At 66.9% G+C, this 22,547-nt stretch carries 22 protein-coding genes and 1 tRNA gene; 15 read left to right on the top strand and 8 right to left on the bottom strand.

Features of this window, described 5'->3' with window-relative positions; translation table 11 throughout:
* Nucleotides 1-62: 62 nt before the first annotated feature.
* A complete protein-coding gene (locus BM199_RS22175) occupies nucleotides 63-881 on the top strand; it encodes an isocitrate lyase/PEP mutase family protein (RefSeq protein ID WP_245788541.1) in 819 nt (272 codons plus the stop codon).
* 203 nt (nucleotides 882-1,084) lie between these two features.
* The gene (locus BM199_RS22170; RefSeq protein ID WP_091675229.1) at nucleotides 1,085-2,197 is read left to right on the top strand and encodes a serine hydrolase domain-containing protein; all 1,113 of its coding nucleotides are present in this window, start codon (nucleotides 1,085-1,087) and stop codon (nucleotides 2,195-2,197) included.
* A gap of 66 nt (nucleotides 2,198-2,263) precedes the next feature.
* Here BM199_RS22170 and BM199_RS22165 read toward each other — a convergent pair whose 3' ends face one another.
* Nucleotides 2,264-3,796, bottom strand: coding sequence for a PucR family transcriptional regulator (locus BM199_RS22165; protein ID WP_091675228.1), 1,533 nt, complete (start codon nucleotides 3,794-3,796; stop codon nucleotides 2,264-2,266).
* Between the two features lie 252 nt (nucleotides 3,797-4,048).
* Between BM199_RS22165 and BM199_RS22160 the strand changes: the two genes are divergently transcribed.
* Genes BM199_RS22160 through BM199_RS33950 form a run of 4 tightly spaced genes read left to right on the top strand, consistent with a single transcriptional unit; the run spans nucleotide 4,049 to nucleotide 6,231 of the window.
* Nucleotides 4,049-5,311, top strand: a complete 1,263-nt coding sequence (locus tag BM199_RS22160; protein ID WP_091675328.1) for an NAD(P)/FAD-dependent oxidoreductase — start codon at nucleotides 4,049-4,051, stop codon at nucleotides 5,309-5,311.
* A gap of 33 nt (nucleotides 5,312-5,344) precedes the next feature.
* The gene (locus BM199_RS22155; RefSeq protein ID WP_091675227.1) at nucleotides 5,345-5,566 is read left to right on the top strand and encodes a hypothetical protein; all 222 of its coding nucleotides are present in this window, start codon (nucleotides 5,345-5,347) and stop codon (nucleotides 5,564-5,566) included.
* Nucleotides 5,563-6,024: a GreA/GreB family elongation factor gene (locus BM199_RS22150; protein ID WP_091675226.1), complete on the top strand. Its 462-nt coding sequence runs from the start codon at nucleotides 5,563-5,565 to the stop codon at nucleotides 6,022-6,024. The genes BM199_RS22155 and BM199_RS22150 overlap by 4 nt, the downstream gene beginning before the upstream one ends.
* A gap of 21 nt (nucleotides 6,025-6,045) precedes the next feature.
* Nucleotides 6,046-6,231, top strand: a complete 186-nt coding sequence (locus BM199_RS33950) for a hypothetical protein (protein ID WP_091675225.1) — start codon at nucleotides 6,046-6,048, stop codon at nucleotides 6,229-6,231.
* Here the strand turns inward: BM199_RS33950 and BM199_RS22140 are convergent.
* From BM199_RS22140 to BM199_RS22130, 3 genes are all read right to left on the bottom strand, one after another.
* Entirely contained in the window at nucleotides 6,228-6,557 is a 330-nt protein-coding gene (locus tag BM199_RS22140) for a hypothetical protein (protein ID WP_091675224.1), read from the bottom strand. The genes BM199_RS33950 and BM199_RS22140 overlap by 4 nt on opposite strands.
* A 199-nt stretch (nucleotides 6,558-6,756) precedes the next feature.
* A complete protein-coding gene (locus tag BM199_RS22135) occupies nucleotides 6,757-7,221 on the bottom strand; it encodes a DUF6924 domain-containing protein (RefSeq protein WP_091675223.1) in 465 nt (154 codons plus the stop codon).
* Between the two features lie 210 nt (nucleotides 7,222-7,431).
* A complete protein-coding gene (locus BM199_RS22130; protein WP_091675222.1) occupies nucleotides 7,432-8,166 on the bottom strand; it encodes a lytic polysaccharide monooxygenase in 735 nt (244 codons plus the stop codon).
* A 397-nt stretch (nucleotides 8,167-8,563) separates the two neighbouring features.
* On the opposite strand from BM199_RS22130, the gene BM199_RS22125 reads away from it, so the two are divergent.
* Entirely contained in the window at nucleotides 8,564-9,871 is a 1,308-nt protein-coding gene (locus tag BM199_RS22125; RefSeq protein WP_091675221.1) for an alpha-lytic protease prodomain-containing protein, read from the top strand.
* 82 nt (nucleotides 9,872-9,953) lie between these two features.
* Here BM199_RS22125 and BM199_RS22120 read toward each other — a convergent pair whose 3' ends face one another.
* Nucleotides 9,954-11,036 (bottom strand): epoxide hydrolase family protein, encoded by a 1,083-nt coding sequence (locus BM199_RS22120; RefSeq protein WP_091675220.1) that lies wholly within the window; start codon nucleotides 11,034-11,036, stop codon nucleotides 9,954-9,956.
* Between the two features lie 407 nt (nucleotides 11,037-11,443).
* Here BM199_RS22120 and BM199_RS22115 point away from each other — a divergent pair, with 407 nt between their 5' ends.
* From BM199_RS22115 to BM199_RS22100, 4 genes are all read left to right on the top strand, one after another.
* Nucleotides 11,444-12,667 carry an RsbRD N-terminal domain-containing protein gene (locus BM199_RS22115; RefSeq protein WP_218160400.1) on the top strand — a complete coding sequence of 408 codons (1,224 nt, stop codon included), beginning with the start codon at nucleotides 11,444-11,446 and terminating at the stop codon, nucleotides 12,665-12,667.
* Between the two features lie 79 nt (nucleotides 12,668-12,746).
* Nucleotides 12,747-14,756: a fatty acid desaturase gene (locus tag BM199_RS22110; RefSeq protein ID WP_091675218.1), complete on the top strand. Its 2,010-nt coding sequence runs from the start codon at nucleotides 12,747-12,749 to the stop codon at nucleotides 14,754-14,756.
* A gap of 594 nt (nucleotides 14,757-15,350) precedes the next feature.
* Nucleotides 15,351-15,421, top strand: a tRNA-Arg gene (locus BM199_RS22105).
* A gap of 216 nt (nucleotides 15,422-15,637) precedes the next feature.
* Nucleotides 15,638-16,543, top strand: a complete 906-nt coding sequence (locus BM199_RS22100) for a glycoside hydrolase family 25 protein (RefSeq protein WP_091675217.1) — start codon at nucleotides 15,638-15,640, stop codon at nucleotides 16,541-16,543.
* Nucleotides 16,544-16,636: 93 nt separating this feature from the next.
* Here the strand turns inward: BM199_RS22100 and BM199_RS22095 are convergent, their stop codons facing one another.
* Genes BM199_RS22095 through BM199_RS33945 form a run of 3 tightly spaced genes read right to left on the bottom strand, consistent with a single transcriptional unit; the run spans nucleotide 16,637 to nucleotide 18,581 of the window.
* Nucleotides 16,637-17,260 carry an MBL fold metallo-hydrolase gene (locus BM199_RS22095; RefSeq protein WP_091675216.1) on the bottom strand — a complete coding sequence of 208 codons (624 nt, stop codon included), beginning with the start codon at nucleotides 17,258-17,260 and terminating at the stop codon, nucleotides 16,637-16,639.
* Nucleotides 17,257-18,381 (bottom strand): S-(hydroxymethyl)mycothiol dehydrogenase, encoded by a 1,125-nt coding sequence (locus BM199_RS22090; RefSeq protein WP_091675215.1) that lies wholly within the window; start codon nucleotides 18,379-18,381, stop codon nucleotides 17,257-17,259. Before BM199_RS22090 ends, BM199_RS22095 begins: the two co-directional genes overlap by 4 nt.
* A gap of 47 nt (nucleotides 18,382-18,428) precedes the next feature.
* Nucleotides 18,429-18,581 (bottom strand): hypothetical protein, encoded by a 153-nt coding sequence (locus tag BM199_RS33945; RefSeq protein ID WP_177242736.1) that lies wholly within the window; start codon nucleotides 18,579-18,581, stop codon nucleotides 18,429-18,431.
* A 158-nt stretch (nucleotides 18,582-18,739) separates the two neighbouring features.
* Here BM199_RS33945 and BM199_RS22085 point away from each other — a divergent pair, with 158 nt between their 5' ends.
* The 4 genes from BM199_RS22085 to BM199_RS22070 all read left to right on the top strand — a co-directional run bounded on the left by BM199_RS22085 (nucleotide 18,740) and on the right by BM199_RS22070 (nucleotide 22,542).
* A complete protein-coding gene (locus tag BM199_RS22085) occupies nucleotides 18,740-19,324 on the top strand; it encodes a TetR/AcrR family transcriptional regulator (protein WP_091675214.1) in 585 nt (194 codons plus the stop codon).
* A gap of 331 nt (nucleotides 19,325-19,655) precedes the next feature.
* Nucleotides 19,656-20,600 (top strand): NAD-dependent epimerase/dehydratase family protein, encoded by a 945-nt coding sequence (locus tag BM199_RS22080; protein ID WP_091675213.1) that lies wholly within the window; start codon nucleotides 19,656-19,658, stop codon nucleotides 20,598-20,600.
* A gap of 224 nt (nucleotides 20,601-20,824) precedes the next feature.
* A complete protein-coding gene (locus tag BM199_RS22075) occupies nucleotides 20,825-21,736 on the top strand; it encodes an ABC transporter ATP-binding protein (RefSeq protein ID WP_091675212.1) in 912 nt (303 codons plus the stop codon).
* Nucleotides 21,733-22,542 (top strand): ABC transporter permease, encoded by an 810-nt coding sequence (locus tag BM199_RS22070; protein ID WP_091675211.1) that lies wholly within the window; start codon nucleotides 21,733-21,735, stop codon nucleotides 22,540-22,542. Before BM199_RS22075 ends, BM199_RS22070 begins: the two co-directional genes overlap by 4 nt.
* Nucleotides 22,543-22,547: the final 5 nt, after the last annotated feature.

The following is a 22,547-nucleotide window of genomic DNA, read 5'->3' as shown; positions in this document are numbered from 1 at the left end:
TGATGAGTTCCGGTCAGAACTATGCATTTGCCTGATCGCCGAGCCGGCGGCACAGTGAACTCGTGACAACTGATCTGGTAGCGAAAGTTGCGCGATTCCGCGCCCTGCACGAACGGCCGGACCCCTTGCTGCTGCCGAATCCGTGGGACGCCGGCACGGCAAGGCTGCTGGCCTCGCTCGGCTTCGAAGCACTCGCCACCACGAGTCTCGGCGTGGCCAATGCCGCCGGTCGCACCTTCGCGACCAGGCAGGAGATCCTGGACAACTGCCGGGTGATCAACGAGGCGACGGTCTTGCCGGTGAACGCCGACCTGGAAAACGGCTTCGCGCACGAGCCCGCGGAGGCAGCCCGAATGATCGAAGACGCCGCGCACGCGGGCGCTGCCGGAGCATCGATCGAGGACTACAGCGGCGAGAGCCACTCGCCGATCTACGACTTCGCGTTGTCGGTCGAGCGGATCCGTGCGGCCGCGGAAACGGCGCACGCCCTGCCTGCCCCCTTGCTCCTCACCGCACGGGCCGAGAACCTCCTACACGGTGTCGACGACCTCGACGACACGATCAAACGCTTGCAGGCGTACGAGAACGCCGGAGCCGACGTGCTGTACGCGCCTGGACTCCGCACGCTGGACGAGATGCGCGCAGTGGTGTCCTCGGTGCGCAAGCCCGTCAACATCGTGATGGGATTCGCGGATCCGTCGATCACTCTGGAACAGCTCGGCGAGATCGGAGTGCGCCGGGTCAGCATAGGCGGCGCACTTTCCCGGCTCGCACTCAAATCCTTCATGGCCGGAGCGAAGCAGATGCGCGCAGGCCGGTTCGGGTTCGTCGCCGAACTTCCGCCGACCGCCGAACTGCACGAGGCGTTCGGCGATCAGTAGCGGGTTGAGGTGCCACAGCGCCGACGCACCGCAGCGCCAGGACGGCCGCGCGCCTCGCTGTTTTCGCTGAACAGAACGACCGGCCACGGATGGCCGCCGCTTGACCTTCCCAGTACGTCCCGCCCCCGACACCGTGGTGACCACGCTGGCGAGCAGCCGGCAACACATCGAGGGGCGAGTGGCTCCCAGTCAGGAGGACAAGCGTGACGACCAGTCGACGGCGGCTCATCGGCTTCGCGGGAGGGTTGTCGCTCGCTCTCACCGCGACCATCGCGCCCACGGCCGCAGCTGAGACCGAGCACGTGGCAACCCAGGAAGCACTCAACCAGTACCGGGCGGTGGGCGGGCCGGGAGCCGCTGTCCACGCCGGCGACGCCGACTCGGCGTGGACGCTGACGGCCGGAACCGCGAAGATCGGCGAAAACCGGCCGATCACGTCGAGCGACCACTTCCGCCACGGCAGCCAGACGAAGACGTTCACGGCGGCGGCGGTTCTGCAATTCGTCGACGAGGGGTTGGTCGAACTGGACAAGCCGATCGAGGAGTACCTGCCGGGCGTGGTGAGCGGCAACTACGACGGCAACGTCATCACGGTGCGACAGCTGCTGCAACACACCAGCGGGTTGGTCCGGGATCCCCGCGACGCGCAACCGGCCGCGGACGGCACTTACGAGCTGGCGGAGCTGGTCCGCTCGGCGATGGACGAGCCTGCGCAGGCCGCCCCCGGCGGGGCGCCGAAGTACTCCAACGTCGGTTACCTGGTCCTCGGCATGCTGATCGAGGAGCTCACCGGCCAGCAGGTCGGTGACGCGATCACCGCAAGGATCGTCGAACCGCTCGGCCTCGAAGGAACCTCGTTCCCGGAGCGAGGTCAGCGAGCACTCTCCGCGCCCTTCGTGTCCGGCTACGAAATCCTCCGGCTCCCGCCCTTTGTCTTCTGGACGGAGAGGACCACCGCGTTCGAGCTGTCGATCATGTCCAGCGCGGGGGCGATGCAGTCCACATTGGCGGACTCGGCGTCGTTCTTCAGGGCGCTGCTCGACGGCAGGGTCGTCTCGGAGCGTGCGCTGGCGGAGATGCGGAACACGGTGCCGTATACCGCCGATTACGGAATGGGCCTCGGAATCAATGACAGGCCGCTTTCGTGTGGTGGAACTGCTTGGCTCAAGCACGGCGCACTGACGACAGGACACGCATCGGTGACAGCGGTCACCGATGACGGCCGGTTCGCGTCGCTCGTCACGAACAGTTTCGCGATCGGCGAAGCAGCGGTGACGCGGGCTGACGCGGTCCTGGACGCCGCGCTCTGCGAGTAGCCGGAACCTCCGTGCCCCGTAGTCGCCCCCGTTCGGGGTGGCTACGGGGCAGCACCCGCACCCTGACTAGTCGATGCCCACGGCGAGCGTGATGAGCATGGCGAGCCGTTTGCGGGGATTGTCGAGTCCGAGTCTCGCGATGTCGGTCATTTTGCGGAGCCGGTAGCGAATGGTGTTGGGGTGAACGCCGAGCTGTGCCGCGGCGTCGGCCAGGTCGCCTTGTGCTTCGAGCCAGGCTCGCAGCGTGGGTATGTACTGGGTGGAGTTGGCGTGGTCGTGGCGGGCGAGCTCGGCGATGGGGCCGCGTGACGGGAGGCGTCCGCCTGATGCGGCCGTGCGCAGGCGTTGCAGCAGGATCTCGTCCCAGGACTCGTCGTAGCAGACAGGTGGGGTGTTGGGGCGCGCGGTGTGGAGGGCGAGGCTCTCGTCGGCTTCCTGACGACTCGCCGAGAGTTCGCCGGGCTCCGCGGTACCGCCGATTCCGGCGGAGATGGCGACATGCGGCGGCATCGCGTGCAGCATGTCGCGTAGCCAAGCCTGTGCAGGCGCAGGATCGTGGTCGCAGGGCAACAGGGTGTAGACGGTGTTCCCGAACAGCGTGCTGCGACTGGGGCGCGACCAGCCGAAACCGGTCGTGGCGCGTTCGAACGCGAGCAGAATCGCGGCGTGCCGTTCGCTCTGGGCGTGCGCCTGCAGGGCAACGACGCGCAGGCGTCTCGGCGGCAGACCGAGCTTGCTGATGACGGCGGCCGCGTCCGGAGTGCCTTCGAGCAACTGGATGACCAGTTCGGATTCGACCTGCCGTTCCAGGTCCGCGCTGACTCGTGAGCGCAACAGGTGCAACGCGACGGTGTGTGCTCCATCGGCGAGGACTTGCGTCCGCACGGGTTCCAGCGGCGCGTCACTGCTGACCCAGACCGAGCCCAACAGCTCCCTGCCTGCTCGTACGGCGACGACAACTCGCCCGTGCAGGCCGTGTTCCGGCGAGGCCGGCACGTACAACGGCTCGTCCGAGGCTGCGAGATGCGCGAACACACCCCGCCTCTCGAACAAGGCTCTGACGGCGTCCGGCACCCGCCTGCCCAGAATGGTGTCGAGACGCGCCGGGTCGGCGCCCTGCTGCAGACTGGAATACGCCATCACCCGCGAGAGCTGGTCCTCGATGGTGACCGGACCACCGGCCGCGGCCGCGATCGTGTCGGCGAGGGCGAAGAGATCGCTCGGACCACGCCCGGACTCTGTCTCACGGCCTTCGAGTACCAGGCCGTAGACGACGCCGGACACCTGACTCCAGGACACGCTCGGGTCGATGAGCAGGAGTGCGATGCCGTGCTCGCGCGCGGCGGCCAGCACCTCGCCGGTTGGCTCGGTGTCCGTTCGCGCCAGGACCACGACCGCCTGCGCCACCGCCGCGAACTCGACGGCCGAGGACACGTCCTCGACGCCGACGGCCAGGAACGCGTCGCCTACGCTCGGCCCGTTATCGGTCGGGTCGTGCACCACGACACTGCGAAGTTCCTGATCACGTGCACGACCGGAGCCGATCAGGCGAGCACCATAGCCACCGAGAACGTTGATCAACCGATCCAGTCTGACCATGCGTCGATCCGTTTCGCCTCTCCGTCGCCGGCGAACTCGTACCTGCTCCGGCTGGGTTTGTCAGTCACGTCCGCGCTCGGCCGCCAGGACTCCGTGCGTCCCTGGTCGCCAGCACACCTCCCATCATCCTGCCTACTGGCCGAAACCAACAATCCAGGGCACCTCGATTGTTCATTATCGACAACAAGCGCGGCTGCCTGCTCGGACATGCTCGGTGGGGAGCAGCGTTTCGAGGAGTTCGCGGAGGTACACATGGACGAGGTCGCGCACATCGGTGACGGTCCCCGAACGGCCGTCGTCATCGGTGCGGGCGTGGTGGGCCTGTCGACGGCCTGGTTCCTGCAGGAGCGGGGGGTCGAGGTCACGGTGGTCGACCGGGACGACGTCGCCACAGGAGCGTCCTGGGGCAACGCGGGCTGGCTGTCCCCCGGGTTGGCGATCCCGTTGAACGAGCCGAGCGTGCTGCGTTTCGGGCTGCGTGCTCTGCTGGACCCACGGGCGCCGCTCCATGTCCCCGCCACGTTCGACCCGGGACTGTGGCGGTTCCTGCTGCGGTTCGCCAAACACTGCACCTGGAAGTCGTGGGAGCACGCGGTGAGCGCGAACCTGCCACTGAACACCGAATGCCTCGAGGCGTTCGACGTGCTCACCGCCAACGGGGTACGAGCACCCACGGTCGAGGCGCCGATCACGGCGGTGTTCGAATCCGCACAGCACGCTGCCGGGCTGCTCCATGAACTGCGCAGGCTGACCGGCGCCGGGCAGGCGGTCGACTACACCGGGATCTCCGGCACGGAAGTGCGCGCGCAGTTGCCGCAGGCGTCCGGCCGAATCCGTGCCGGGGTGCGACTGGACGGACAGCGCTACGTCGACCCCGGGGCCTTCGTCGCCGCGCTTGCCGAGTCGGTCCGCACGAGGGGCGGGGTGATTCGCAAGGGATTCGACGTGGTCGAGTTGCGTCCTCAGCGCTACGCCGTGACGGCACGTTCGAGGTCGGCGGAGACGATCTCGGCCAGCGTCGCGGTACTGGCGACCGGCGCCTGGATGGGCAGCCTCGCCAAGCGCTGGGGGGTACGGGTCCCCGTGCGAGCGGGTCGGGGCTATTCGTTCACCGTCCCGACCGACGAGCCCATTCCTGGGCCCGTCTACCTGCCCGACGTCCGCGTCGCCTGCACGCCGTACCGGCACGGGCTGCGGGTCGCGGGGACGATGGAGTTCCGCACGCCGGACGCCGCACCGGACAACGCGCGAATCGACGCGATCATCGCCTCGGCGCGGCCGTTTCTCGACGGCGTCCGCTGGGAGGAACGCACGGACGAGTGGGTGGGGCCGCGGCCCGTCACGCACGACGGGAAGCCGTTGATCGGTGCGGTACGGGCACCTGGGGTGTATGTGGCAGGTGGACACGGCATGTGGGGGCTGACGCAGGGACCGATCACCGGGCGACTGCTCGCCGAGCAGATCACGACAGGAAAACGACCGGAAGCCCTGCGCGAGGTCGACCCGCTGCGTTGAACGGCCGATCCTCCGGAAAGGACAGAGGACGACATGTCCCAGGCTGAGCCGATCGCCGATCGGACCCCACCACTCGACCGGGATGAGCGTGCGGAACTGGAATGGCTGCGGACCGAGAACGCGCTGTTGCGCACCGAACGCGACATCCTCGTGCGAGTCGCCAGCGGCTTCGCCGACGACGCCAACGCCACCCTGCTCGCTCGCCGCTCCCATATGGAGCGACCGTGGACCGATCAACACAAGGAAGCACGATGAACACGACTCGAGATGTCTGGTTGACCCCGGACGCCTTCGACCGGCTGCAGGAGGAACTGGCCGTCCTGCTCGCCAAGGACGACAGCCCCGTGCCCGAAGGGACGGATCACGTTTCGGAGGCTCGCCGCAGAAAGGCTCGCGTCCGCGAAATTCAGGAGCTGATCCACCACGCCGTGGTCGGGCATGTGCCGCCGGACGACGGCATCGCCGAGCCAGGGATGGTCCTCACCGTCCGGTTCGATGATGATGCCGACACGGAAACATTCCTGCTGGGCGTGCGCGACGGGGCAGATCCCGGTGGGCTCGAGGTCTACTCACCCGAGTCACCTCTGGGCACAGCGCTGTCCGGTGCCCGGCAGGGCGAGCAACGCCGATACACCGTGCCCGACGGCCGGACGATGCACGTCACGCTCGTCCGCGCGGTTCCGTACGGACGCCACCACGAATCCCACGAATAGGAACGCGGACGTGCCACCGGCATGGCGTCCGGGTCCGCGGACGCCGCCGGTCACTACCGCATCCTCGGGTCGTGCGTGGGGTCGGCGTACCTCGGCGGGCCGCCGTGCTCGGCACCGTGCTCGGACAGCCACGCCAGGGCGTCGAAGGGCCCCGATGCCGACCGCGTTCCCCGACACCAGACCGTGGTCGGGTTCGCCTCGTTCTAGTTGGCAGACGTGCCCTCGACCCGCACCGGCGTCTTCTTCGCCTCGACAGGCTTGGGATCGACGAACCTCGTCTCCACCTTGCCGAATCTCTGCCGCCTCCGACGCGGTGTCCGCGCGGTCGCCGGCATCGAGCCGATCGCGGCAGGTAGCGCCTCACCTGGCGCAACGCCGAGCTGGCGGCCATACGCGAGGTCCTGTGCGGTCTGCTGGGGCTGCTGGTCCTCGTGCTCCCGCCGTGCCGCAGGCCGGTGCGGAAGCTCGTGCCCTGCCGGTCGAGCGCACGGCTCTCCGGTCGCGCGCAGCAGGTGCCCACAGAAGTGTTCCATCCGTTGAGGCTACGGCACCCCTGTTGCGGATCGGCAGGCCCTGACCTGCGGTCCACATCCAGACACTGCCGAGGCGCGGTCGTTGTCGGCATGGATTCCATGCAGCGATCAAGCCGCGGCGCCGGGCTGCGAGGGACAGCTCACCGGGCAGGCACAAACCGTGAACGATGCGTCCACGAGGTCCCCGCACCACGAATTATCACGGTGACGCGCTCGCCTGCGAGTTGCCCTGGAGCGCGGCCAGTGCCTGGCGGTGCCGGTCGGAAAGCCGGTAGACACTTGAGTCGTCGACGGAGTCGGAATCGAGGTACTCGTCGAAGCTCATGTTGTCGATCGCCAGGTTGCCGATGACGGATTGGAACGCGTCGGGCACGACCGCGCGGAACGTCCGACCGGGTTCGCCCCTGACGTCGATCAGCAGCAGCGAGCGCTCGGCGGCGGAGAACGTCCGGTCGTCGGCGACGACGAGCACCGGATATTGGCTGCCGTCGGGGACCAGTGCCACCAGCTCCGGCACGGACAGGCCCTGGTGAGCGGGGTCGGCCATGACGGCTACCCAGCTGTCGTCGATCTCGTCCAGTAGCGCCTGCCAGGCCGTGTCGTCGGTGAAGTCGGTACGCAGGAGTGGCGAATAGTCGGTCACGGTCAACCGTGCTGCCGTCATGTGTCCTCCAGCGCTCGAAAGAAGACTGCCAGGCTACAAGATCAATCCAGCCGGACCAACACGTATCGGGGGGTGGCGTCGCAACGGTTGGGGCATTCTGTCCTACCTCGCACGGCGTGCCCGATACTTCCTGTCTTACCTCCTTTGCGGACGCCGTCCTTCTTTGCAGCAAGCCGGATCGACGACAGATGGGCCACCGCTGTCCTACTATCAGATTTTCTGCCACAGCGCGGGCGTGCTTGCCGGGTCCCACCCTTCCTGCGCCGTGTGTGACTGGCGGCAGCGGTAATCAGCGCCGTTGTAGGTCACTTGGTCTCCGGTCGCGTACTGACTTCCCGCAGCCCAGGTTCCGGTGTCCGGCGGGTTCGGCGGCGGGTCCGTGGGGGGCGGGTCCGTGGGCGGCGGGGAGGGATCGCCGCCGCCATCGCCGACCTGAACGTCTACACAGGAGTAGAAAGCGTTCGCCGTGTCAGCGATGTTCCAGATCGCCAGCACCTTTTGCTTCCCGCCGACCCCCCGCAGATCGACTGTGTGGGAGACCCTTGAACCTGGCTGCCTGCCGGCGTCGTCGAAAACTGCTACGCGCCGGTCTCCCACGTAGTACTCCCAGGTGCTGGTCGCGTGTCGCGCGGTCAGGATCCAGTTGAAGGTCACCGTATTGCCGACCGAGGTAGCGGGCCAGTTCCGGCTGTCGTCGTCGAGGACGGCGAACCTGGCGTTGCCGCCACTGCAGCTGCGCAGGCCCTTGGGACCTTCCACACTGTGCGGTTCCCATTTGATGGCACCGCAGTCAGGGACTCGCTCGGAGGCGCACAGTGCCTGCCTGCTCGGTGGCGAGGACACATAACCGTGAGCATTCGCTGTCGCCGTCGGCATCGCCACCACGAAGAGCGGAGCGAGTCCGACGCCCGCCATGGATGCGATGAGCTTTCGCCTCATATGCATGACATCTCCTACAGGTGCGGAACCACCGCATGGTTCAGCGGAGCGAGCGACTATATGTCCGCAGGGCAGGTTGCCCCGCGGACGACGGGCCTGTACCGGTCGCGAAGGACGGAAAACCGCCGGCAGGGGCCGAATCGCACAACTCGGATGTGAGGTCTAGACCATGATAGGGACAACTGACTCCGTCCGAGAGGGCCGAAAGTAGGTAGCTGCCCTGAGATCCGACGTAGTGGCACATGACCACCCTCCACAGTGGTCCCGTCGAGAAACATCCCGCTCGACATCGAAGAGCTTTCCTACCCCCCGGTAGGCTTCCGAATGGTCTATACCAACCGTGCGTCGGGCTTTATACCATCGGCCTCACCCTGCACACGCCCTCACTGAGGAGAGAGCGGAAATGAAGAGAAAAATTCCCGCCGTTATCGCGGCGGTTGTCAGCACGGCAGGCCTCGCCACCGCGTTGGCCGTCACCCCGTTGGCTACGGCCGATCAGCCGACCATCGACGAGAACCAGTCAGCGATCCTGGCTGCCATGTCCCGCGATCTGAACATCACCCCGCACGAGGCCAAGCTCCGGCTGGACCGCGAGCATGCTTCCGCCCGCACGGACAGCAAGCTCAGGACGGCTCTCGGTTCGGACTACGCGGGCTCCTGGCTCAACGACGATGCCACGACCCTGACGGTTGCGGTGTCCGATCCGAGCCGGGCGGACGAGGTCCGCGCCCTCGGCGCCGTACCGAAAACCGTGGCACGCAGCCAATCTGAACTCACCACACTGAAGGAACGATTGGACGCAGAGGCCACCACGGCCCCTGAGACCGTACCCGGCTGGTACGTCGACGAGACCACGAACGAGGTCGTCGTGCTGACGAACGCGGGTGGCGAGGCTACCGCTCGAGCCTGGGCGGAGTCCGCGGGCGTGACCGGCGACGTAGTCGATTTCGTAGCGTCGGCCGAAGACCCCCAGCCGTTCATCGACATCATCGGCGGCAACGCCTACACCTTCGGCCAGGGCCGCTGCTCCATCGGCTTCTCCGTCGAGGGCGGCTTCGTCACCGCGGGCCACTGCGGACGCACCGGAACCCGCACACAGAACCCCAGCGGCACGGTCGCGGGCTCCAGCTTCCCCGGCAATGACTACGCCTGGGTCCGCACGTCCTCGGGCAACACCCCGCGCCCGCTCGTGAACCGCTACCCCGGAACGGTGCCGGTGGCGGGCTCGCAGGAGGCCCCGGTCGGCTCGTCGGTCTGCCGTTCCGGATCCACCACCGGCTGGCGCTGCGGGACGATCCAGCAGAAGAACGCGTCGGTCACCTACCCCGAAGGCACCATTTACGGCCTCACCAGGACCAACGCCTGCGCCGAACCCGGCGACTCCGGCGGCTCCTGGCTGACCGGTGACCAGGCCCAGGGCGTGACCTCGGGCGGCTCGGGCAACTGCCGGACCGGCGGCACGATCTACTTCCAGCCGGTCAACGAGATCCTGTCTGTCTACAACCTGAACCTGGTGACGACCGGGGACGACCCGCCGCCCACCGATCCCCCGACAGACCCGCCGAACGAGGGCACCTGGGAGGCGGGGACCTACTACGAGGTCGGTTCCCAGGTCACCTACAACGGCGCCCGCTACGCGGCAGTGCAGAGCCACACCGCACAGTCGGACTGGACGCCACCCAACACTCCCGCTCTCTGGCGCCAGCTCTAACTGCCCATCGGACCAGGTGCCGCCGCCACCGGGCACCTGGTCCACAAGGGGCTGTCCGCGAGCGGTATCGGCCCGGTAGTCGCTACCCGATGCGGGTGAGGAAGAAATCCCGGACGTCCTCGGCGAGCAGCTCCGGCACCTCCATGGCCGCGAAGTGACCTCCGCTGTCGAACTCCGACCAGTGTCTGATGTCGTAGCGCCGCTCGGCCAGTGGTCGCACCGACTGCGTGATGTCGTGCGCGAACACGGCCACGCCGACCGGCACCGGGCATGGCTCGCTCCGCCGCGGCGCCTCGCGGTGCAGCCGGGCCGAGGAAGCCGCGGTGGCGGTCAGCCAGTACAGCGAGATGTCAGTGAGCATCCGCTCATCACTGACCGGCGTGGTGGGGTCGGTCCACTGTGCGAAGCGCTCGGCGATCCATGCCAGCTGGCCGACCGGCGAGTCGGTCAGCGCGTAGCCGATGGTCTGCGGGGTGGTGGCCTGCAGAGCCTGGTACGGCGGACGATTCGCCATCAACTGCCGGACCTTGTCCAGCCGGGCTTCATCCGTTTCGGACAGTTCGATGCCGGCGTCCGAGTCCGGCCGTGTCGGCAGGTAGTTGACGTGCACCCCGACGACCTGCTCGGGTGCAACCGCGCCGAGCGCCATCGAGATACCCGAGCCGAAATCGCCACCCTGCGCGCCATAGCGCTCGTATCCGAGACGGCGCATGAGCTCTGCCCACGCCCACGCGACCCGGATCATGTCCCAACCACGTTCGTGGGTCGGTCCGGAAAAGCCGTAGCCCGGGATGGACGGGATCACCAGATGGAAGTCGCGCGCCAGCGGCTCGATCACGTCGAGAAACTCCAGGAAGGAACCGGGCCAGCCGTGGGTGAGGACCAGCGCGAGCGCGTCCGGTTTCGACGACCGGACGTGAACGAAGTGAATGTTCTGGCCGTCGATCTCGGTGGTGAAGTGCGGAAGCTCGTTGAGCTCGACCTCGTGCTCGCGCCAGTCGTAGCCGGTACGCCAGTATTCGGTCAGTTCCTTGAGCCGGGCCAGCGGGAAGCCATAGTCCCACCCAGCGTCGGCGACCTCGTTGGGCCAGCGGGTACGGGAGAGCCGGTCATTCAGGTCGTCGAGGTCGGCCTGTGGGATGTCGATGCGGAACGGCTTGATCATGGCCTCAACTCCAGGGGGCTCGTTCGGCGCCCAGACGCTCGGACTGCTCACTTCTGCTCCTCGGACGATCTTCCGTGATGCCGGTGCCCGCCTGGGAGACATCCGGACGGAGGGGCAACCTGATTGATTGGCGACGCCAACGTTGGCCCCACCTATCATACATACAATCGTGGGTACCGCCAACAAGTTGCGACAACGCCCGCCGGACCGGCCGTAGTGGCATCCGACGGCTACCACGACACCGTGGCCCTGTTCCTCGCCCACCTGACCGATGGCCGCTATGGCTGGGCAGACTTGCCCGGCTCGGCAGGCCGTCAGCCGGAAGACCCCTTGTTGCTGAGATCCTCGATAGTCTCCCCGTCATGGCAGTGAGTGCGGGTGATTTGGCTGACCTTCCCGAGTCGGTAGTGATCGAGCTGCGCCGCACTGCCGCCGAACTGTTGGGGGACGTGTCGTCGTATGCCGACGACATGCTCGACTACATCCTCGACCGTATCCCGGAAGCCGGGGCCGATGACGATCTCCGTGGCCTGACGCTCGGGTCGTGCTCGTCGAACCTCGAGGCGGCGCTGTCGATGGTGCGGCACGGTATCGACGTGAGCGCCGCGACCGCGCCGGTCACGGCCCTGGAGCATGCGCGCGCCATGGCGGCCCGCGGGTACAGCGTCGATGTGATGCTGCGCTTCTACCGGATCGGTCACGCCTACTTCAGCGAGCGCATCCTGGCCGGCATCGCCGATTTCGTGCCCGACCCGGCCCTTGGCCTTGCGGTGGTGGCCAACCTGCAGCGCTACGCGTTCGCATACGTCGATCGCATCTCCAGCGAGGTCGCCGCCGAATACGTCGCGGAGCTCGACCGTATGCAGAACCGGGTCCGCGCGGCCCGGACTGACGCTGTCCGCGGGTTGATCGCCGGCGACCGGATCGACCTCGGGCGTGCTGAACGCACCTTGTCCCATCGGCTCACCGGATGGCAGACCGCGTTCGTCTGCTGGACCGATCGCGAGGACGCCGACCTCACGCGGGTTGGTGCAGCGGTCGGTGCTCACTTCGGTTCGCGTCATCCCCTGCTCGTCCCGGACGGCGCCCAGGCGCTGTGGGGCTGGGTGTCCACCGCGCGCGCCCCCGGTGTGGCGCCGGAGGACCTCGCGCTGTTGGCCGACCAGATCCCCAAGACGGTCCGGATCTCCATCGGCACGCCGGCGCGAGGCCCCGGCGGCTTCCGTGACTCCCACGCCCAGGCACAGCGCGGCTGTCGGATTGTCGAACTCTCCGGCCGGGGAGCTCCGGTCACGTCGTATCCCGAGCTGGCGCTGGTGGACGCGATGAGCGGCGACCTGGAACTTGCCCGTGCGTTCGTCACGACCGAGCTCGGCGCCCTGGCGGTCAAGGGGCGGCGGGAGGAGGAGGAACGACGGGCGCTGCTGGCAGTGCTCGACGCGCAGGGAGGGCTGGCTGCCGCAGCCGGGGAGTTGGGGATACACCGCAACACCGTGCTGCAACGCCTGCGCCGGGCAGAGGAACGTCGAGGGCGTCCCGCTACGCATCGTGTTGCCGAGCTGCATGCCGCGCTGCGGCTGGTCCATGTGCTCGGCCCGGTGGTGCTTACCCCGGACCCCGGCCGAACCTGACCGGCATGTGCTGTGCGCACATCGGTGTGGGCTCGGGACCACTGGCGGGGTTAGCTCGCGCATTCGTACCTTGCGAGGCATGTCCGCAACCACAGAGCAACCCGCGCCCGGAGCCTTGCATCACGCGCTTCCTGATCCTGGTGAAGGGGTCCCGGCGATCTCGTGGCCCATTGTTGGCATCTTCTCCGGGGCCATCGCGGTCTTCGCGTTCTCCACGTGGGCGGCGCTGGCCGACAGGCTTCCCGTCGCGGTGACGGTCTTGCTCAGCGCGGCCGCGATCTTCGTGCTGTTCACCGTGCTGCACGACGCCGCGCACTACTCGGTGAGCACCCATCGCTGGGTCAACGTGGCCTTCGGCCGGATCGCGATGTTCTTCGTGTCGCCATTGATCTCGTTCAGGTCGTTCGCGTTCATCCATATCGAGCACCACCGCAACACCAACGACGGCGAGAACGACCCCGACCACTTCGTCAGCGGCGCTCCGTGGTGGCAGGTCCCCGTTCGGTTCGCGCTGATGGACGTGCCGTACCTGGGCTTTCTGGTGCGTCACTGGCGGCGCCGTCCCAGGGCAGAGGTACTGGAGACCTCGTTCCTGCTGGTCACGAGTGTCGCCGTGGTCGTCACCTCCACGTTCACCGGACATCTGTGGACACTGGCGGTGCTGTACCTGATCCCCGAGCGGCTCGCCATGATCGTGCTGGCGTGGTGGTTCGACTGGTTGCCGCACCACGACCTCGAGGACACTCAGCAGGAGAACCGCTACCGCGCCACCCGCAACCGCGTCGGCGCCGAATGGGTCCTCACACCCCTGCTTCTCTCACAGAACTACCACCTCGTCCACCACCTGCACCCCTCGATCCCCTTCCACCGCTACGTCGCAGCCTGGCGACGCAACGAGGAGGCCTACCTCGAGCGGGACGCCGCGATCGGCACCGTCTTCGGCCAGCAGCTCGACCCGGATGAGTACCGCGAGTGGAAGAGGGTGAACGGCAAACTGGCCCGGCTCCTCCCAGTGCGGCTGCCGAAGCGGTCCTCCGCCCGTGCCGCGGTGTTCCACGCTGTCCCGGTCGCCGGAGTCGACCGGCTGACCGATGACAGTGTGCTGATCCGCTTCGAGGTGCCCGACGACCTGTGCGACCGGTTCTCCTTCGAGCCCGGTCAGCACGTCACCGTGCGCAGCGATCTCGGCGGCGAGGGCTTACGACGCAACTACTCCATCTGCTCCTCGGCCACCTCCGACACCCTGGCGATCGCCGTCAAACACATTCCTGGCGGGGCTTTCTCCAGCTTCGCGATGGAGCAACTCCGGGCAGGCGACACCCTCGATCTGATGACACCGACCGGTTCGTTCGGCACACCGCTGCACCCACTCGCCACGAAGAACTACGTGGCGATCGCCGTCGGCAGCGGCATCACCCCGGTGCTCTCGATCCTGCAGACGACACTCGCCGTCGAGACCGAGAGTCGCTTCACCCTGGTCTACGGCAACCGGGACTCCGGCAGCACGATGTTCCGTGACGAGCTGGACGACCTCGAGGCGCGTTACGCCGACCGGCTCCGGATCATCCACGTGCGCTCCCGCGATCCGCGACACCCGGCACATCTGCGCGGTCGCGTGGACCGCGCGAAGCTCGAACAATGGCTCGGCGCCGACTTTGCCGCGGCCTCCGTGGACGACTGGTTCCTGTGTGGACCGGTAGAGATGGTGACCGACCTGCGCGAACTGCTCATCGAGCGCGGCGCCGAGCCGGACCGCGTCCACGTGGAACTCTTCCACGGCTACCAGAAGCCCAAGGTCGCCGACGATTTCGCTCCGGCGACGATCGCGGTAAACCTGCGCGGCCGTCGGCACGAGGTCTCGCTGGCAGCCGGTGACACCGTTCTCGAGTCCACGCTGAAGGCCGGACTGGACGCGCCGTACGCCTGCCTCGGTGGCGCCTGCGGCACCTGCAAGGCGAAGATACTGCTGGGGTCGGTCGCAATGGAACAAAACTTCGCCCTGTCACCGGCCACCGTGGAAGCTGGCTACGCGCTCACCTGCCAATCGCACCCGACCACGCCGTCGGTCACCGTCGACTACGACGCCTGAAACCATGCCGTCGCCGCGACCGCAGGTCCTCGAAAGGCACCGCCGCCGCTGGCGCGCCACACCGGCGAGTTCAGGCCATTGTGCCGCCGAAACTGTGTTCCAGTCCGGCCTGATCAATTTTTCCGTGAACGAGATCGACGTCGCCCGATCATGTGGGCAATGATTGATGCACACCAGCGCACGAAGGAGTGACCATGGCGAAGACGCGAGAGCGAGGGACGCAGCGCCGGCATCCGGTCGCCGCGATCGCTGTCGCATCTCCTTCTGACAACCACCCGAATCCCCTTTGCTGGCAGGAAAAAAGTCTTCTGGACGACCCAGGCTCCCGCACCATGACGTAGAACGTGTCATGTCGAGGGAGCCGCCCATCGGGGAAACCGATCCGGGCGGCTCCTCTGTTTTCCGCACTCAGAAACAATTGTTTCCTATCGACGAGCTTGGGAAGCACGACGGTCTCCAAAACCGTTCGCCGGGGGTTCGACGCCCTCCACCGGTGCTTGACGCCGCCATTTCGATGGTGGTGCTGTTCATTGACATCTGCACAGCGGAGCAGACATTTCTCAGGCTCGCTCCCGCCGCCTCACACGCGGTCAGGCCTGTAGCTCAGTTGGCCAGAGCGCCGCGCTACGAACGCGGAGGTCCAGATTCGACTCCTGCCAGGGGCACGATCGTGGCGGCCCGGCCTCCCGCGTGGAGCCAGCGGCGCGACCGGCATCGAGCTTCTTCTCCCTGTAACTGAAGAACGTCTCTCACGCAGAGTGATTACCGGGCGCCCCCAATGGTCGGTTGACTGCTCATCACGTCTGGTTACTCTCAATGTGTGGGTGAGCACAAATTGTAACTCTTCTGAGTACGACGGAGGAGGAACGGGGGGATGGCAGATGGCGCTCGGCCTTGACATCTATCGCTATCAGACCGTCAATGACTGGGGCGCGGTCCGCGACCACGGCGTGACCTTCATCTGGGTCAAGCTCACCGACGGCGGTGGGCAGGCGATCACGCCCGGTGACAGGCAGGTCGGCGGCGCGCGGTCCGTGGGTATCCCCGTCGGCGGCTACCACTACGCCCAGCTCAGTCCGAGCCCCGAGCGGCAGGCCGACGTGCTACTCGGGGAGGTGACCAGACTGGGCGCGAACGACCTGGTTCCGATGCTCGACTTGGAGTCGCCGTTCTCGCCCGACGCGACCGCGCGTGATTTCGGCATCCGATTCTGCCGGCGTATCCGCAGTCGCGGCTACCAGCCCGGCGTCTACATGAACAACAGCTTCGCGGCAAACCTGCGGCCGGACCGGTGGGACCCGGCCCCAGTCGTCTGGATCGCCCGTTACGGTGCGCGCCCGGACTACGGCGGCCACTACGACGTACATCAGTACAGCAGCTCTGGCCGAGTGCCGGGAATCTCCGGCGCGGTCGACCTCAATGAGTCCTACACCAACCGGCATTTCGCCCGTCGAGGCGAGGAGGAGGACGAAATGACCACCCTGCTACCACCGGGTGAGAACCAGTCGGTGACCCTCTGCGTGCCGACCTGGGCACGCTACCTGTTCCTCGGGCTCGGTGACGTGCGCTCGCTCACCGTGCACAGCATCCACTTCTTCGGTGACGACTTCCCGGCTGATCCAGACAAATTCGACGGTGTCGGCGGTGGTCGCGGCGAGTACACACTGCACCGCAACCGGCCGACCATGTTGGGGATACCGCCGGGAGCCGTTCAGGTCAGCATCCGCTACACCCAGCCGGAAGGCCGGGTCCACGCCGGCGCCGGCTTCCGATCGGCGTCGTCGTGAGTCCGCCTTGAACCCTGGACACCACACCTAGACGGTGCGGGTCCACATTGTCCCGCCTGCGTTCATGCATCGTGACCCGGTCAACGGCAAGCGCTACGGAGGCCCGGTCGACGTGGCGTTCATCCGCTCGGTACCAATGGTGGTGTCGTCGCCGTGGCCGGTGTGGACCAGAGTCTCGTCGGGCAGGGCGAAGAGCTTGGCGCGGATCGAGGCCTCCAGGGTTGACAGGTCGCTGTAGGAGCGGCCGGTGGCACCCGGTCCGCCGTTGAAGAGGGTGTCGCCGGTGAAGACGCAGCCCAGGTCGGGCGCGTACAGGCAAACTGCGCCGGGGGCATGGCCTGGTGTGTGCAGCACCTGCAGCGCCGTACCGGCCACTGTCAGGGTCTGACCGTCGGCGAGGTCGAGGTCCCATTGTTGATCGGAATGGGCGAGGTCCCACAGGGGACGGTCCTCGGGGTGGAGCAGAATGGGTGCGCCGACCCGCTCGCGTAGGGCCGGTGCCATCCGGACGTGATCGTCGTGAGCGTGGGTACACACGATCGCCCGGACTTCGCGGTCGCCCACGATCTCCAGAATGCTGTCCACATCGTGGGGCGCGTCGATGACCAGGCATTCCCGGTCGTCCCCGACCACCCAGACGTTGTTCTCGACGTCGAAGGTCTCACCATCGAGCGAGAAGGTTCCCGACGTGACACCGTGGCTGACTCGAACACTCACAGGATCACCACCGAACGCAGCACTCGCTGACCAGCACCGGCATGGTGCATTTTCTCGAACGCCGCCTCGACCTGGTCGAGCTCGATCTCCTCGGTGACGAACGTGTCCAGGTCAAGGCGCCCCTGCCGGTAAAGGTCAACCAGCATCGGGAAGTCGCGGCTGGGCAGGCAGTCCCCGTACCAACTCGACTTCAGTGCTCCGCCGCGGGCGAAGACGTCGATCAGCGGCAGATCGGGAACCTTCATGTCGGGAGTGGGAACGCCGACCAGGACGACCGTGCCGGCCAGGTCGCGGGCGTAGAACGCCTGCTTCCACGTCTCGGGGCGCCCGACTGCCTCGATGACGACATCGGCACCCTCGGCTCCTTCGTAGGTTTGTGCGCAGATCTCCCTGATCGCCTCGACCGGGTCGACCACCGAGGAGTTCACGGTGTGGGTCGCTCCCATCTTCGTCGCGGTCTCCAGCTTTCCGGCATCGATGTCGACCGCGATGATCGGCGATGCGCCGGCCAGCGCGGAGCCCGCGACCGCCGCCACGCCGACCCCGCCGCAACCAATGACCGCCACCGACTTGCCGCGAGTCACCTCGCCGGTGTTGATGGCCGCGCCGATGCCCGCCATCACACCGCAGCCGAGCAGTCCCACCGCCGCCGGGCGGGCGTTCGGGTCGACCTTGGTGCACTGCCCTGCCGCCACGAGTGTCTTCTCCGCGAACGCACCGATGCCCAAAGCCGGCGAGAGTTCCGCGCCCGCGCCGGCGCCCTCGGCCAGTGTCATCTTCTGGATCGCGTTGTGGGTGTCGAAGCAGTATTGCGGATCACCCCGCCTGCAGGCACGACACTGACCGCATACCGCTCGCCAGTTCAGGATCACGAAGTCGCCCGGTGCCACCTCGGTGACATCCGGGCCGATCGATTCGACGATCCCGGCTGCCTCGTGGCCGAGCAGGAACGGGAAGTCGTCGTTGATGCCACCTTCGCGGTAGTGCAGGTCGGTGTGGCACACCCCGCACGCCTGTACTTTCACCACCGCCTCGCCCGGACCCGGGTCCGGCACGGTGATCGTCACGACTTCCAATGGAGCACCCTTGCTCCGTGCGATGACGCCCTTGACCTGCTGCACGTTGTGTCCCTTCCAGCTACCTCGAGATCAGTGTTGTTCGATCTCCGTCAGATCGCCCGGCAGAGCCGGGCCGTGTCCAGCATCGCCGCGCGGGCGTTCCGGCTCGCGACGGCGTCGCCGACGCGGAACAACTGGAACCTCCCGCCCGTGTTACGCACTATGCCCTGAGAACACCGCGCAAGCAGGTCGGCGAGATTCATCGCACCCAAGTTCGTCGATCTGTCCGACGTGAGGCGAGGAACTGGCCTTCAGCTGATTTGGCGCTGAGCGTCGAAGTAGCTCACGTTCCAGTCCCCGAACAACTCGCGACGCCGAGGTGTTGTTGTGTCCGATCGACAGTGAGTGTACAGTCACTCACGTGAACGAGGAACGAGCGACACTGTCGACGTCCGAGGCCCGCCGAGAGACCGTCGTGACCAGCGCCGTGAAGGTGTTCGCGCAGGGCGGGTACTCCGGCACGCCCATCACGGCGGTCGCCGAGCACGCGCGGATCTCGCCCGCGTATGTGTTCAAGCTGTTTGCCGGCAAGGTTCCACTTTTCGTCGCGGCGCTGGAGCGATGTTACGAACGAATCCTCGACGCACTCGAGGACGGGGCCGCGCGGGCCACGACACAGACCCCGGCAGGCGTACTGCATGCGATGGGCGAGGCTTACGCCGCCTTGATCGCCGATCGGGATCTGCTGATGCTGCAGGTCCACGCGCAGGCCGCCACCGACACACCGGAGATCGCCGGGGCTGTCCGAAATGGAATCGCTCGCATCACCTCGTTGGCTGCCGGCCGGTCCCGCGCGAGCGCGGCAGAGGTGCAGCGGTTCGTCGCCTATGGACAACTGTGTCACCTGCTGACCACGCTCGACGCCTTCAGCGTCGACGAGCCGTGGGCGACCACGCTGACCGACGGCATCCGACACCACCCCGCGGAAGGAGGTGAGCAGACATGACCCGCACGGCAACGCGATGGATTGCACTGATACCCCTGGCAGTTCTCGACGTCATCATGTTCGTCGCCTGGAACTGATCCAGTCCCGCCCGCGGTCCGACAGCGGGCGCTTCTTTTGACCATTTTAGTGATTGATCAGTCACTCACATCTCAAGGAGTATCCCCATGCCTCAGGAAGCCGACAGCCGCACGTCCGTTCCCGGCGAACTCATCGCCTGGCGAATCACGCTCGCGATCCTCGTTGTCGCCGCCGTATTGATGCTCGGCGCGTGGAACTAGCGGACCGTCCAGCACGGCAATCGACAGTATCGATCCACCCCAGGAGAACACCTATGAGCAGCACAGACCTGCACGTCGTACTCGGAGCCGGGCCGGCGGGTACCGCGATCGTCGCCGAACTCGCAGGCCGCGGCCTCGCGGTGCGCCATGTGGACCGGGAAACGATCAACGGTGCGCCGACCGGTGTCGAGACGCATCAGGCCGACATTTCCAGACCGGAGGCGGCAATCGCCGCGACCGACGCCGCATCCGTCATCTACCACGCGATCAACGTGGCCTACCACCGCCAGGTCGAGGCCATGCCCACGATCGCGAACAACATCCTCACCGCGGCCGAGCGGCACGACGCGAAAGTTGTCGTGCTCGACACGCTGTACCCCTACGGCGAGGCCGATGGCGAACACATCACCGAAGCCACAACGTGGGCGGCGACCAGCCGGAAGGGAAAGCTGCGTGCCGAACTCGACCGGCGCTATCTGGACGCCCACTCCTCCGGCGCCGTGCGCACCGCGATGGGCCGCTCGGCCGACTTCTTCGGCCCTGGCGTGCTCAACTCCACCCTCGGCGCCGCGTTCTTCCCGGGAGCACTGACCGGGCAGTCCGCGCTTGCCTTCGGCGATATCCAGCTACCACACAGCTACAGCTACATCCGCGACATCGCCCGCGGGCTGGCCACGCTCGGCACCACCGACCGTGGCGACGGCAAGGTCTGGCACCTGCCGACCGTCCCCGCCCTCAGCACCACCGAGATCCACCGCATCGTCGAGGACATCACCGGCAAACCCATCGAGGTCGATTTGCTGACCGAAGCGAAACCCTACGGCCCTTTCGATGAAACGTTCATGGCGGAGTACGCCGAGATGTTCTACCAGCACCGCATCCCACAGAACATGGTCTCCACCGCATTCGAAAGCACCTTCGGGCAACACCCGACCCCGCTGCGCGATGCGTTACACGACACCATCGACTGGTACCGCGAGTACCTCGCGCGGACCTGACACCGACGGAGCCCGGCGTAGTTGTCGTCGAGACAGGCGCCGGGTCCCGGTCGGCGGTGGGTGTGCGACTGCCCCCTGATCCGGCCAGCGGCTGAGGAATTCCTATGAGCTGGGCGCCTTGACTGCGAACCATCTGCCTGCTGCCCAGTCGCGGTCGCCGAGTTCTCAGGGTTCTCCCAGAAGTGTTCCGAGAATGCTCAGCCTGCCCCGGCAGGGTCGCAAGCATGACAAATATCGACCTACGAGGGCTGACCAAGCGGTACGGGCCGGACACGGTGGTGGACGACGTATCGTTCACCGTCGAACCCGGGCAGGTGACCGGCTTTCTCGGCCCGAACGGCGCAGGCAAGTCCACGACCATGAAGATGATTATCGGCCTGGCTGCCCCGACCCGGGGTTCGGTCACGATCGGTGGCCGACTTTACGGCGACCTGCCCGCACCGCTGACCGAGGTGGGTGTGCTGCTCGACGCCGGAGCCGTGCACGGCAGCCGCAATGCCTACGACCACCTGCGCGCGCTCGCGGTGAGCAACGGGCTGCCCAGGCGCCGGGTCGACGACGTTCTCGCCCGTACGGGGCTCGAAGGCGTGGCAGGCAAGCGGGCAGGCAGGTTCTCCCTCGGCATGCGGCAACGTCTCGGCATCGCGGCGGCCCTGCTCGGCGACCCGCGGGTGCTGATCTTCGATGAGCCGGTGAACGGGCTCGACACGGACGGCATTCGCTGGATCCGGGAACTCCTTCGCTCGCTGGCTGGCGAGGGACGGGCGGTGCTTGTCTCCAGCCACCTGATGAGTGAGATGGCGCAGACCGCCGACCACCTGGTCGTGATCGGCCAGGGCCGGGTCATCGCCGACACCGGTATCGCCGAGTTCCTGCGCGCGGGTGGTGAGGGAACCGTGCTCGTGCGCACACCCGAGCTGAGCGTCTTCGCGCTCCACTTGACTTCCGCGGGAGCCACAGTGGACACCCGCGCGGGAGCGTTGGTCGTCTCGGGCATGACCAGCGACGAGATCGGCAAACTGGCCGTTTACCACGACATCCCACTCAGCGAACTCACCCCGCAGCAGGCGTCGTTGGAGGACGCCTACATCGAACTGACCAAGGACAGCATCGAATATCAGGGGGCTGTGACATGACAACGCTCGCCACGGCACCCGCCACACCTGACGCCGGCTTCCGGCACACTCTGCACGCAGAGTGGATCAAGCTTCGCAGTCTGCGCTCCACCTGGTACACGCTGGCGTGCCTGGTTGTCGTCGGACTCGGCATCACGGTGCTTTCCATGAGCTCGGCCGGGGAGTTGTACGCGAGCGCGAGTGCCGCGGAGCAACAGGCCTGGGATCCGACCAACCTCAGTTTGCGGAGCTACCTCGTCGCCCAGCTGATCATCGGCGTGTTTGGCATCCTGATCGTCACCTCCGAGTACGCGACCGGCCTGATACAGCCCACGCTGGCCGCCACGCCCCGCAGGTATCGCCTGCTCACGGCGAAGCTGGTGGTAACCACCGGCATCGCCGTGGTCGCAGGCCAGGCGCTGATGTTCGCGGCATTCCTCATCGGACAGACGATGTTGGCGGCGCAGGGTGTCCCGAACGCCGCGCTCGGCGATCCCGGTGTGCTGTCCGCCGTCGCGGGTGGCGGGCTCTATCTCGCAGCGATCGCGCTGCTTGCCACCGGCCTCGGCACCCTCATCCGGGCCACGGCGGGCGCGCTCGCCACCCTGGTTGGGATCATCTTCCTGGTGCCCGCCCTTTCCAGGATCTTCCCCTTCTGGCTTCAGTGGCTCATCGACCTCTGGCCGAGTGTGGGCGGCGCCGCGGTTCTCACGACCGTGCCCGACCCCGACTACCCGCACCCCTGGGTCAACCTGGGCGGGATGTGCCTGGGAATCGCGTTCGTGCTGGTCGCCGCGTTCCTGACTTTTCGACGCCGCGACGTGTAATGGAC

It is taken from the genome of Amycolatopsis marina (assembly GCF_900111885.1).
GTDB lineage: Bacteria > Actinomycetota > Actinomycetes > Mycobacteriales > Pseudonocardiaceae > Amycolatopsis > Amycolatopsis marina.
The sequence above is the reverse complement of the archived record's forward strand: the minus strand, read 5'-3'. Positions and strand labels throughout refer to the sequence as shown.